The organism is Bordetella bronchialis (genome assembly GCF_001676705.1).
Lineage (GTDB): Bacteria > Pseudomonadota > Gammaproteobacteria > Burkholderiales > Burkholderiaceae_B > Bordetella_C > Bordetella_C bronchialis.
Window position 1 is genome coordinate 3,234,569 of record NZ_CP016170.1, and the last position, 12,251, is coordinate 3,246,819.

Annotated in this window: 11 protein-coding genes; 4 read left to right on the top strand and 7 right to left on the bottom strand. The window is 68.4% G+C overall.

Going from position 1 to position 12,251, the window contains the following annotated elements; genetic code table 11:
- Nucleotides 1-144: 144 nt before the first annotated feature.
- Complete coding sequence (locus tag BAU06_RS14325) at nucleotides 145-1,551, bottom strand: tetratricopeptide repeat protein (RefSeq protein ID WP_066350305.1); 1,407 nt, start codon at nucleotides 1,549-1,551, stop codon at nucleotides 145-147.
- A gap of 99 nt (nucleotides 1,552-1,650) precedes the next feature.
- Nucleotides 1,651-2,433, bottom strand: a complete 783-nt coding sequence (locus BAU06_RS14330; RefSeq protein WP_082993690.1) for a helix-turn-helix domain-containing protein — start codon at nucleotides 2,431-2,433, stop codon at nucleotides 1,651-1,653.
- 404 nt (nucleotides 2,434-2,837) lie between these two features.
- Between BAU06_RS14330 and BAU06_RS14335 the strand changes: the two genes are divergently transcribed.
- Entirely contained in the window at nucleotides 2,838-3,389 is a 552-nt protein-coding gene (locus tag BAU06_RS14335) for a DUF3159 domain-containing protein (protein WP_156770231.1), read from the top strand.
- A gap of 35 nt (nucleotides 3,390-3,424) precedes the next feature.
- A complete protein-coding gene (locus BAU06_RS14340) occupies nucleotides 3,425-3,904 on the top strand; it encodes a MarR family winged helix-turn-helix transcriptional regulator (RefSeq protein WP_415834858.1) in 480 nt (159 codons plus the stop codon).
- A gap of 37 nt (nucleotides 3,905-3,941) precedes the next feature.
- On the opposite strand, the gene BAU06_RS14345 is transcribed toward BAU06_RS14340, so the two are convergent.
- The 3 genes from BAU06_RS14345 to BAU06_RS14355 form a co-directional block, all read right to left on the bottom strand.
- The gene (locus BAU06_RS14345; RefSeq protein ID WP_066350309.1) at nucleotides 3,942-5,036 is read right to left on the bottom strand and encodes an NAD(P)H-dependent flavin oxidoreductase; all 1,095 of its coding nucleotides are present in this window, start codon (nucleotides 5,034-5,036) and stop codon (nucleotides 3,942-3,944) included.
- 68 nt (nucleotides 5,037-5,104) lie between these two features.
- Nucleotides 5,105-5,995 (bottom strand): LysR family transcriptional regulator, encoded by an 891-nt coding sequence (locus BAU06_RS14350; protein WP_066359075.1) that lies wholly within the window; start codon nucleotides 5,993-5,995, stop codon nucleotides 5,105-5,107.
- 115 nt (nucleotides 5,996-6,110) lie between these two features.
- Entirely contained in the window at nucleotides 6,111-7,262 is a 1,152-nt protein-coding gene (locus tag BAU06_RS14355) for an iron-containing alcohol dehydrogenase (protein ID WP_066350311.1), read from the bottom strand.
- 126 nt (nucleotides 7,263-7,388) lie between these two features.
- On the opposite strand from BAU06_RS14355, the gene BAU06_RS14360 reads away from it, so the two are divergent.
- Complete coding sequence (locus BAU06_RS14360; protein WP_066350315.1) at nucleotides 7,389-8,762, top strand: aconitase X; 1,374 nt, start codon at nucleotides 7,389-7,391, stop codon at nucleotides 8,760-8,762.
- Nucleotides 8,752-9,198 (top strand): aconitase X swivel domain-containing protein, encoded by a 447-nt coding sequence (locus tag BAU06_RS14365; protein ID WP_066350318.1) that lies wholly within the window; start codon nucleotides 8,752-8,754, stop codon nucleotides 9,196-9,198. The genes BAU06_RS14360 and BAU06_RS14365 overlap by 11 nt, the downstream gene beginning before the upstream one ends.
- A 109-nt stretch (nucleotides 9,199-9,307) precedes the next feature.
- Here the strand turns inward: BAU06_RS14365 and BAU06_RS14370 are convergent, their stop codons facing one another.
- Complete coding sequence (locus BAU06_RS14370; RefSeq protein WP_066350320.1) at nucleotides 9,308-10,801, bottom strand: AMP nucleosidase; 1,494 nt, start codon at nucleotides 10,799-10,801, stop codon at nucleotides 9,308-9,310.
- Nucleotides 10,802-10,993: 192 nt separating this feature from the next.
- Nucleotides 10,994-12,115, bottom strand: a complete 1,122-nt coding sequence (locus BAU06_RS14375) for a branched-chain amino acid ABC transporter substrate-binding protein (protein ID WP_156770232.1) — start codon at nucleotides 12,113-12,115, stop codon at nucleotides 10,994-10,996.
- Nucleotides 12,116-12,251 lie beyond the last annotated feature (136 nt).

The following is a 12,251-nucleotide window of genomic DNA, read 5'->3' on the forward strand; positions in this document are numbered from 1 at the left end:
TCCTTGCGGCGCGAACGCCGGCCAGGTAGTGGCCGCGCCCCGGGGCTGCAACGAAGGTGCCGCGCGAAGCGGCGCGGGACCGCGGATACAGCGCAATTTACGCCGTCCGGCCACGCCCGTCCATGCTGCGTAAGCAGCCGCCAGTCAGCCCGCGCCCGCGCAGCGCCGCCGCATCAGGGCGTCGAACGCGTCGAAGATCTTCTGGATGTAGAGGTTCTTGAACCGCAGGCCGTCCTGTTCGACTTCCGGATGCACGAGCATGGTGGCGTTGGTTTCGAATACCAGGATGCGGCCGTCCGGCAGCAGGGAAAAATCGATGCCGCAGTAGTCCAGGTCCATGCGGCCGCCGATGCGCCGCAGCGCCTCCCAGGCCTGCGTGCCCAGCACCGCGCGCGGATCCTCCAGGAAATGGCGCTCTTCCTCCAGCTTCCACGCATCGGACAGCATGTCGGCCGAGAAATAATGCAGCAGCCACTGGCTGCCGATGGCCAGGTGATAGGGATAGGGCTCGCCGTCGATGAAGATGACCCGGTATTTGCGGTAGTAGCCGTCCGCCGACCGGTAGTCGCGATATGCGGTCAAGTACATGTCCGTGCCGGGCGGCGGCGCCACCGTGTCGGCCGCGGAAGACAGCAGCGTCACCCCGCTGCCGCCATGCTCGCCCGCCGGCCGGGCGATCGCGGGATAGCACATTCCCGCCGCCGCGATGGCGTCGTGCACGCTTGCCGGCTGCGCGGGATGCCAGCGTATCGTGGTGGGAACGTCGATGCCGGCGATGCCTTGCAGCAGCGCGCCGATATTCTCGCGCGTCGTGCGTTCGATGCGATCCGGCAGATTCAGCAGCGGCGCCCGCGCGGTGGCGGCGAAGTCCGCCAGCGCCTGCCGGCACGGTACGCCCAGGTCGGCATCGCCCACCACATTGAACGCCAGGTCGTAACGCCGCGGCAGCGGCCCGTGTCCGCGCCCCCGGCCGATCAGCCCCAGGTCCACCACCCAGCGGATGACGCGGTTCAGCGCCGGCGGCAGCAGATGACGGAACGGCACGTTGGCGAAGCCGGACGAGCACAGAATCAGCACCGTGCGGCGCGGGGTGGCCGCCTTGGCCCGCGCGAAGGCCGGTTCGCGGCGGTAGCGGCGATGGACATCGCGCGCGCCGCCGTTCTGCCGGCCCAGTTGGCGCAGCACCCATGCCATGCACAGTCGCGCCGTGCCCAGCAGCGGATCGATCATCAGCGCCCGCTCCAGCCAGTGGCCGGCCGCGTTCCACTGCCGATGCCGCGCGTAGACGCGGCCGATCTCGAACAGATCGATCGCGCGCCGGCGCTCGATGGCATCGATGCCGATACGGGCAGAGGCCGCGTCGGCCACCTGGCCGCTGGCGTCCAGCGCCTCGACCAGCGCGCGATAGACTTCCACCGCCAGGGGCAATTGGACGGCCGCCTGTTGCAGCGCGTGAACCGCTTCGGCATGCCGCCCGGACGCATGCAGGGCGCGTCCCAGCGCAAGCCATTGAGGGCCGGAAAGTGACGGGGCGTCGGGGGTGGCGGACATCGGCGGGCCTGCAAAAAAGCGCCACTCTAAGAGCGGCGCCCTGAAAAACGCCTGTATGCCGGCCACGCGCGGCGTGCGCGGGGCGATATGCGCCGTCGGCTAAACCTGGCGCAGCGCCGGCAGGTCCAGGATGCGGACCTGCTTGCCGTGCAGCGCGATCAGGCCGCGCTGCTGCAGGCGCGAGAACATGCGGCTGACGGTCTCCAGCTTCATGCCCAGGTGCGAGCCGATTTCCTCGCGGCTCATGCGCAAGGTGAAGGAAACCGCGGAGTAGCCACGTTCGGCGTAACGGTCGGCAAGGTCCACGAGAAAGGCCGCGACGCGCTCTTCCGCGTTCAGGTTGCCCATCAGCATGAGGAGTTTCGACTCGCGCACGATTTCGCGGCTCAGCATGCGCTCCATGCCGCGGCGCACGTCGGTGAACTCGTCGGCGAGCGCCTCGATCTCGCGATACGGCAGCACGCACACCATCATGTCTTCCAGGGCCACGGCCTCGGTTTCGTGGCGGCCCGTGGCAATGGCGTCCATGCCCAGGAATTCTCCGCCCAGGTGAAAACCGGTGATCTGCTGGCGACCATCCCGGTAAAGCCGGATGCTCTTGCAGGTGCCGGCACGCGACACGTACAGATTGCGCAAGGGGTCGCCGGCACGGAATACGGCTTCCCCGGCGCTGACCTTGCGCGCGCAAAGCGGAAGGCCCGCGGGCCTATCCTGCCCGCCCCGGCAAAGCTGGGCCGCCTGGCAGAGCTTGCGGGCGCCGCAACTGTCGCAAGGCAGCCGCGATGAAGCCGGATGCGTGGCCGCCGCGCCATCCTCGCGCCACGCGGCGCCGCCGGCGGTGAAGGCGGAGGAGTCGTGCATGAGGGGGTGTACGGTATCCATGGCGGCTCTCCCGGGAAAAGGGTTCGTTGGCGGCACGCGTCTGCTCCATGCCGCGGTTGAACGGAATTGTGCCCGCCATGCCCTGCCGGCCTCTATCGGCGTTTGAGGGATACTTTTTGTAGGGCATCCCCTACGCGTCGGCCGCCTCTTCGCGGCCGCCCTTCCCCGACGGGATGTCCCTTGCGGGGAACGTTTCGCGACAGCACCGCGGCCGGTTCCCCACGCCTGTCGCGGCGCCCGGCATTCGGGGCCACGGCGATGCGCATCGGGGCGAATGTTGCACAAAAGAAACAGAACGGCCGTGCAACCGCCGAAAAATCAATAAAAAAATTCCTTTTTACGGAAAACAGTGTTAGCCGAACTGGGATACACTTCCGCGTCGCTTTGATCGGGAGCTTCGCTCCATGCGCAAACCGTTGGAGTTTCTTGCCTGCGTGCCCTTGCCATGGCTCCTATACCGCCTGACCGAGTACCACCGCAATTTTCCGGATGCGGTCATCGTGGCGGGGGCCGTACCCGTCGTTTACGCGGTCGTGTGCCGCATCCGGCGCGGGCGTATGGACCGGCTACTGAAAACGGTATTGATCGGCGTGGCGCTGTGCTATGCCGTCGGCGCCATCGTGGTGGCGGAAGGGCTTTGGGCGATATGGGGCTCGGCCTGGTCCGCCGTCATGGGCGTCGTATTCCTGGCTTCGCTGGCCTTGCGCCGGCCGGTCTTCCTGACAGTGCTGCCGCAGGGCCCCGGGTCTTCTTCCGGCCGCCCGGCCGCGGTGCTCACGGCCGCCTGGGGCGCGGCGTTTCTTTTCGAGGGCTGGTGGCGCCTGTGGTCGCGCGCGGACTGGCCGTTCGAGCACTTCCTTGCCGCGGTCCCCGCCGTCAGCTATCTGGTCGTGGCGGCGCTGGTGGCCTGGTCGTTCTGGTACACCGCCAGAATCGCGCGGCGCCCGGCCAACTGATACGTCCGCCGCACTCCCGCTGTACCATAGCCGGCATGTCGCGTTTTCCCAGTCCCCATCTGGCGATGCCGGCCGGACGCGCCGACACCGCTTCCGGCCGCACGCTGCAGCCCGCCGATTTCGTCGCGCTGGCGCGCCTGCGTTTCACCCTGCGCCAGTTCACGGCCTTCAGCGAGACGGCCGCCGCCGAACGGGGATTGACGCCTCAGCAGCACCAGGCCTTGCTCGCCATCAAGGCGGCCCCCGAAGAAACCATGACGGTGGGCGAAATCGCGGAGTGGCTGCTGTTGCGCCCGCACAGCGCCGGGGAACTGGTCAACCGCCTGGAACGCATGGACCTGGTACAACGCCATGCGGATACGAGCGACCGGCGCAAGGTGAAGGTGGGGCTCACGCGCCTGGCGCAGGACAAACTGGATGCCCTGTCGGCCGCGCATTTCGAAGAACTGCGCGCCATCGGCCCTTTGCTGCGCGACCTGCTGGCGCACTTCGATTCCGAAAGCGGCGGCGAATAGGCATCCAGGCGGCGCCCTCTCCGCCGCCGGCCGGGCACTATCCGGCCAAGGCGCGCAAGCCGGCCAGGGACTGTTCCAGTTCATCCGTCAATACCGCAACCAGTTCGCCCGCCGGCAAGGCCCGCGACAGCCTGACCGCCTGCCCCGCCCATTGCGCGGCGAAGTCGCTGTTGCCCCGCGCCTTCGCGGCGGCGTTCAAGGCCTTGCCCGCGTCGTAGGCGATGGGGTAGTCCGGCACGGGTGGGCTGTCCGGCGCTTCGCCCAGGCGCATCAGGCGGTTGTACAGGCCCCGCGCGCGACGGCCCGAGATGGCGGCCGTCATGGCGGTTACCGCGCCGGGATCCGTCAGCGCGACACGGAACGCGGCGTCGGCGGACGATTCCGGGCAGGCCACGAAGGCCGTGCCCAGCTGCGCGGCCTGCGCGCCCAGCGCGAGGACGGCGGCGATACCGGCCCCGTCCATGATGCCGCCCGCCGCCACCACCGGGATCCGCAGATGGCGCGCCAGCAAGCGGGTCAGCGCGAGCGTGCCCAGGCGTTCGTCGCGCGCCTGGGAATCGAATACCCCGCGATGGCCGCCCGCTTCATAGCCCTGCGCGACGACCGCGTCGATGCCCGCGTCCTGGATGCGCAAGGCCTCTTCCAGGCTGGTGGCGCTGGCCATCAGGTAGATGCCGGCATCGCGCAGCGCCCGGATGCGCGATGCATCGGGCAGGCCGAAATGAAAACTGACGACGGCGGGCCGCTGCGTCACGAAGACATCGAGCATCGCATCGTCCTGGACGAAGCTTTTATAGATCTCGCCAAGGGATGCGGGCGGCTCGGCGCCGAACTCGCGGAACACCGGCGCCAGATAGGATAGCCAGGCGGCCTCCGCCTGGGCGTTGGCCACGGCGGGGACATGGCAGAACACATTCACGCCGAAGGGGCGCTGCGTCAGGGCGCGCGTATCGGCGATCGCCTTGCTGGCGGCCTGCGGCGTCATCGCGCCCACGCCCAGGAAACCCAGCGCCCCCGCATTGGCGGCCGCGGCGGCCAGGGCCGGGGTGGTCACGCCGGCCATGGGGGCCTGGATGACGGGTGTGGACAGCCCCAGGCGTTCGGTCAGCGGGGTGTGGAATCGGCTCGGCATGATGGGCTCCTTGGCAAGGGATACGGAAAGCTCGTGGCGGGAAGCGCGATCGTCGGACGGGCGTGGCGTCAGCCTGCCAGGCGCCGCATTTCCCCATAAAAGGCCTTGTAGGCGGATGTGCCGAATCCCGCGCGGCGGATCAGGAAACTGTTGACCGTGCGCAGGAACGTCGTGGTGGCGCCGGCGGCGGCCGGATGCATGTCGAAGACGGATTGCGGGATCGCGGCCACGGCCGTGCCGGCCATGACGCAGGCCAGGATGGATGCATACGAGCCCTGCTCCACGATGCCCCAGCCATCCAGGCTGTCGCCGTCTTGCGCCAGCCATTCGTCCACGCAGTTCCGGTACGTGCAGCCTTGCCCGAAGGCCGCGATGTTGCGCACGCGCACGTCGCGCGCGCGCCGGATGCGCGGATGGGACGGCGGCGCCACCAGCAGCAGCTTTTCGGAAAACAGATAGCTGCCTTCCAGTTCGGGACCGAGCCGGCCCATATCGGCCTGTTCGGGCCGCCCGGTATCCGGATGCGCCACGATGGCGCAGTCCAGGCGATGGGCGCACACCGCATCGGCCAGCGCCTGGGTAGTACCCGTCCTGATATCGATATGCACCGCCGGCCATTTGCGGTTGAAACTGGCCAGCACGCCCGGCAGGCGGCTGGCGGCGGCGGCTTCCATGGAGCCGAGCCGCAATGGGCCGCGCGGCGCTTCATCGCGCACGGCCTGGCGCGCTTCCGCGGCCAGCGCCAGGATGCGCTCGGCATAGTCGAGCAGGCGCTGGCCTTCCGGCGTCAGCACCATGCGGCGGCCGCCGCGCTGGAACAGCGCCGCGCCCAGGTCCTCTTCCAGATTCCTGACGCGCGTGGTCACGTTGGACTGCACGCGCCGCAGGCGCTTGGCGGCGCGGGTGACGCTTTGTTCCTGGGCAACCGCCCGGAAGATTTCCAATTCCGCGATGTCCATCGGCGTGGGATCCTGGTTCTTCAAAAGGGATACTACCGCTATTCAAATTCTCTTTTTAAGATAGTTTTGCGCGCGCTGGATCCAGGGAGGACCTGATCGGATTGCCGCGCTTCGCCTACAAGGCCTGCCGATACAGCGCGGCCGCGTCGTCCCTGCCCAATTCGCGCGGATTGTTCACCAGCAGGCGGGTCTGCCGCATGGCGTCGTCGGCCAGCGTGTCGATGTCGCCGGCGGCGATGCCCACCTCGCCCAGGCGCGCCGGCAGGCCGAGTTCGGCGGGCAGGGTCTCCAGCGTCTCGATCAGCGTCGCCGCGCGCGCCTCCGGCGAGCCGCCCAGGCCGGGCAGTACCTGTTCCGCCAGCTCGGCGTACAGCGGCAGCGCCGCGGGCAGGTTGAAGCGCAGGACCGGCCCCAGCACCAGCGCATTGGAAAGCCCGTGCGGCACATGGAAGCGCGCGCCCACCGGATACGCCAATGCGTGCACGGCCGCGACGGGGGCGTTGGCGAAGGCCATGCCCGCCATGCAGGCGCCCACCAGCATGGCCTGGCGGGCCTCGCGATCCGAGGGGCTGGCGCAGGCACGGCGGATATGGGCCGACAACAGCCGCAGCGCTTCGCGCGCCAGGCTGTCGGACATGGGATTCTTCAGGCGCTTGCTGGTGTAGGCCTCGATGGCATGCACCATCGCGTCGATGCCCGTGGCGGCGGTGACCGGCGCGGGCAGGCCCAGCGTCAGGTCGGCATCGAGCAAGGCGATGTCGGGCAGCAGGACAGGCGACACCACGCCCTGTTTCATGTTCTCGCCGGTGGTCACGATGGCGATGGGCGTGACTTCCGAACCGGTTCCCGCCGTCGTGGGAACGAGTATCAGCGGCAGGCGTTCGCCGCGGACCTTGTCCACGCCGTAGACGTCCTCCAGGCGAACCGGACTGGCCGCCAGCAGGGCGGCCAGTTTGGCGGCATCCAGCGAACTGCCGCCGCCGAATCCCACCACGCATTCGGCCTGGCTGGCGCGGGCCTGTTCCGCCGCCCGCAGCACGACGTCCACCGGCGGTTCGGGCACCACGTCGGCAAAGCACGAGACGGCCAGGCCGGCCTGCCGCAGGGCGGCAAGCACGGGATCCACCAGGCCGGCGCCGGCGACGCCGGGGTCGGTCACCACCAGCACCGAGCGCGCGCCCAGGCGCGCGACGTGGTCCGCCAATTGGCCGGCGGTGCCGGGCGCGACGAGCACCGATTTGGCGGCATGGAAAGCGAAGGCTTGCATGGATGTCTCCTGGCGTGGCGCGGCGCATCGCGACCGGCGTGGCGCGACACTTCACATTACCCGCCAATCCGCCGCGGCGGCAAGCCGACTACAATTCCTCTCTTCGCCGCCGCAAGGAAGACACCCGTGATCGCGCTTTCGGACTACGACCAGGCCCTGCTCGGCGGGGACCAGGGCCCGGCGGCCGCGCTGGCCATGCGGGTTTTGCTGCGGTCGGCCGCCGTCATGGGCGCGGATAGCCTGATCGACATCGAAAGCGCCCACATCGACGGCTGCCTGTACCATGGACAGGCCAGCCTGGATTTCGTCGAAAAGCTCGTGCAGGGCGGCGGCAAGGTGGTGGTCCCGACCACGCTGAACGTCGGCTCCATGGACTTGATCCACCCGGAACTGTTTCGCGGCGACGACGCCCTGCGCAACGCCGGCACGCGCCTGATGCAGGCGCATATCGAGCTGGGCTGCGAATCCAGCTTTACCTGCGCGCCCTACCAGCTCAAGCATCGGCCCCGCCTGGGCCAGCAGATCGCCTGGGCGGAATCCAATGCCATCGTCTTCGCCAATTCCGTGCTGGGCGCGCGCACCAACCGCTACGGCGACTTCATGGATCTTTGCGCGGCATTGACGGGACGCGCGCCGCGCTGCGGGCTGCATCTGCCGCGGAACCGCCGGGCCGGGGTGGTGTTCGCGCTGGACGACGATTTCCCGCGCGACCCCGGCAGCCGCGACATCTGGTATGCGGCCCTGGGCCTGCTGATCGGCCAGCGCGCCGGCGGCGCCATCCCGGCCATCACCGGCTTGCCCGCCGACACGACGGAAGACGAACTCAAGGCGCTGGGCGCCGCGGCGGCATCCAGCGGCGCCATCGCCCTGTTTCACGCCGTCGGCATCACGCCGGAAGCGCCCACGCTGCAGGCGGCCCTGAATGGCGTGGCGCCGTCCGGGTTGGATGCGGCCGATGAGAGCGGCCCGGACACGCGCACGCCCGGCGTCTCCCTGCAGCGCTTCTCGACGGCGGGCGTCGCGACGCCGGGGGTGCCGGTGAAGGATGCCGAGGCGCCGACCATCCGCGTGGGCCTTGCGGCCTTGCGTGCGGTGCGGGCTTCCTTGAACCAGGCCGCGCCGGGCGCGACGCTGGCCGCGGTAAGCGTGGGCACGCCGCACTTCTCGCTGGCGGAATGCGCGGCGCTGGAGCGATTGCTGGCCCAGGCGGACCAGCGCCTGGCGGTGGACTTCTATGTCAACACCAGCCGCTACATCCTGTGGGAGCTGGAGGCCTCCGGACAGGCCGAGCGCCTGCGCCATGCCGGCGTGCAGTTCGTCACGGACACCTGTACCTACATCACCCCCATCATGCGGCAGACCCGCGGCCTGGTCATGACCAATTCCGGCAAATGGGCGCACTATGCGCCGGCCAATATCGGCGTGCAGGTGGCCTACGGCAGCCTGCGCGAATGCGTGCGATCGGCCGTGCAAGGCAAGGTGTGCTTCGATGAAAGCTGACGCGCCGGCCAGGTATCGCGGCGATACCGTCGTTCCCGGCCGCGGGGCGGGCGGCCTGCTGCGACTGGAAGAACCGCTGAGTTTCTGGGGCGGCTATGACGCCCAGGCCGGCGCCATCATCGAACCGCGCCATCCGCAGTTCGGCATGACGCTGCGGGACACCTGCCTGCTGATGGCGCGCGCCAAGGGCTCCAGCTCCAGCAGCAGCGTGCTGGCCGAGGCCATCCGCCACGGCACCGGGCCGCGCGCCATCGTCATGCGGGACCGCGATCTGATCGTGGCGCTGGGCTGCATCGTCGCATCCGAACTGTACGGAATCGACGTACCGATCGCCGTGGTGGATGAGACCACCTGGCAGGCGCTGGCCGCCCTGCCCGCGGGCACACCGCTGCGGCTGGAAGCGGCCGATAAGGAATGCACCATCGTCAGCGGTTGAAGGCGCCGGGTTCGGACCACGGCGTCGGCGCTTCGGATCGGGCCTTCAGCTGGGCATCCGTCGTGGCTTTCGGTTCGCGCTCGATACACACGCGCCGGACGAACAGGCTTCACTGGAAAGCCGTTTCCATGAAACTGCGCAGCTTGCGCGAATGCAGCCGTTCGGGCGGCATGTCGCGCAGGCGCTCCAGCGCCCGGATGCCGATTTCCAGATGCTGCCCGACCTGCCGGCGGTAGAAGGCGGTGGCCATGCCGGGCAGCTTCAATTCGCCATGCAGCGGCTTATCCGATACGCATAGCAAGGTGCCGTAGGGCACGCGAAAGCGGAAGCCGTTGGCCGCGATGGTGGCCGATTCCATATCCAGCGCGATGGCCCGGGACTGGGCGAAACGCTGGACGGGCTCGGATTGGTCGCGCAGCTCCCAGTTGCGGTTGTCGATGGTGGCCACGGTGCCGGTACGCATGATGCGCTTGAGCTCCCATCCCGAAAGGCCCGCGACTTCCTCCACGGCCTGCTCCAGCGCCACCTGGACTTCCGCCAGCGGCGGGACGGGCACCCATGTGGGCAGGTCGGCGTCGAGAACGTGATCGTCGCGCACATAGCCGTGCGCCAGCACGTAATCGCCCAGCCTTTGCGAGGTCCGCAAGCCGGCGCAATGCCCCAGCATCAGCCAGGCATGCGGACGCAGCACGGCGATGTGATCGGTGATGGTCTTGGCATTGGAAGGCCCCACCCCGATGTTGACCAGGGTAATGCCGGAATGATCGGCACGCGTCAGGTGATAGGCCGGCATCTGAGGCAGGCGCCCCGCGGCCGCGTCCGTGGCAATGGCTTCCCCGCGCCGCATGATGCGGTTGCCCGGCTCGATCAGGGCGTCGTAATCGCCCTCTCCGGCCGCCAGCATGGCGCGCGCGCGGGCGCAGAACTCGTCCACATAGAACTGGTAATTGGTGAAGAGAATGTAGTTCTGGAAATGCGCCGGCGCCGTGGCCGTATAGTGCTGCAGCCGGTGCAGGGAGTAGTCCACGCGCGGCGCGGTAAAGGGGCCCAGGGGCCGGGGCTCGTTGTCGCGGCCGCGCCAGGTGCCGTTGACGATGGCGTCGTCGGTGATGGCCAGGTCGGGCACGTCGAAGATATCGCGCAGCGGACGCCGGAGGGCTTCCAGGTGCTCGCCTTCCACATAGGCGCCGTCGGGAAAGGCGAAGTGCAAGGGAATGGGCACGTTGGACTCGCCCACTTCGACCGGCACCTTGTGATTCTGCAGCAGATGGCCGATCTGCTCGGTCAGGTAATCCTTGAACAGGCGGGGCTGCGTGACGGTCGTCTGATACACGCCCGGTTCGGCGACATGGCCATACGACAGGCGGGTATCGACCGGATCGTAGGTATGGACGGCGATGCGGACGCTGGGATAGCAGGCGCGCACCCGCACGCCCTGCAGGTCGTCCCCTGCCGTGACGCGCTGCAGGCCGTCGCGCAGGTAGGCCGTATTCCGTTCGTAGATGGCAATCAGGCGCTCTACGGCCGCCTGTGCACTGTGAAAGGCCTCGTACGGCATGAAATCGGGCCGGACGGTGGGGGGTACTGCTTCACCACTGCTCATCAAGGATGCCTCCGTTTGCCGCTTCATCATACCGGGCCGCGGGCCGGTGGAATCGGCGCGGCATCGAGGCCCGTCCGGGGTGCCTCGATGCCGGCGGCCGGCTTCGGCGCGGCCGGCTTCGGCGCGGCCGGCTTCGGCGCGGCCGGCTTCGGCGCGGCCGGCGTCTGCGCGGCCGGCGTCTGCGCGGCCGCCCTAGTCAACCTGGGTATGCGAGCCGTCCTTGTGCCACTCGTACACCTTGAAGGCGAAGTTGTTCAGGTCGCCCTGCGAGTTCCAGGAGATATTCCCGATGGGGGAATCGATGCTGTTCTTGTGCAGCCATGCCGCGACCTTGGTCGGGTCCGTGGAGCCCGCGCCCTTGATGCCGTCGACGATGGCCATCGTCGCCGAATAGGCGGTCATCTGGAAGGCACCGGCCGGATTGCGTTTCTTGTCCTTGAATGCCTTGACCAGCGCGGCATTCCTGGGATCCTGCGAGAAGTCCGCCGGCAAGGTCAGCAGCATGCCTTCCACGGCCGGCCCGGCGATGGCATTGATATCCGGATTGCCGGCGCCTTCGGGGCCCATGAAGCGCGCCTTCAGGCCCTGCTCCGCGGCCTGGCGCATCAGCAGGCCCATTTCGGGGTGATAGCCGCCGTAGTACACGAAGTCGACGTTTTCGCTCTTGAGCTTGGTGATGACCGCGGAATAATCGCTGTCGCCGGCATTGATGCCCTCGAAGACGGCCACCGGCACGCCGGCCTTGTCCAGCTGGTTCTTGACCGAGGTGGCGATACCCTGCCCATACGACTGCTTGTCATGCAGCACCGCGACCTTCTTGGGCTTGGCCTTGTCGATGATGTAGGCCGCCGCGGCCGGACCTTGCTGGTCGTCGCGGCCGATGGTACGGAAAACGAAGTTGTACTTCTTGCCGTCGGTCAGCGCCGGCGAGGTCGCCGAGGGCGTCACCATGACCACGCCTTCCTGTTCGTAGATGGGCGCGGCGGCGATGGAGGCCCCCGAGCATACGGGCCCCACGACGAAGCCGATCTTTTCGTTCACCACGCGATTCGCGGCGGTCGGCCCCTGCTTGGGTTCGCAACCGTCGTCGACGACGACGACTTCCAGCTTCCTGCCGTTGACGCCGCCGGCGGCATTCACCTGCTCGACAGCCGTGTCGACGCCCTCGCGCACCATATCGCCATATTGCGTGACCGGCCCGGTGGTGGGCCCGACCGCGGCGATCTTGATCGTTTGCGCCTGCGCGCCAAGGGTGAACAGGCCAGCCGTGATTGCGAGCGCGGCCGCGGCCGCCAAATGATGGTTTTTCTTCATCGTCATCTCCTAGTGCGCACTCCATGCCAAATGGTGGACTTATGGTCCGCCAGGGTGCTCCGCCATCCACCGGACCATGGGCCGGCCGAAGCGGAAGGGCCCAAAGGATACCGTAAAGCTGGCCCGGTTCCACGCC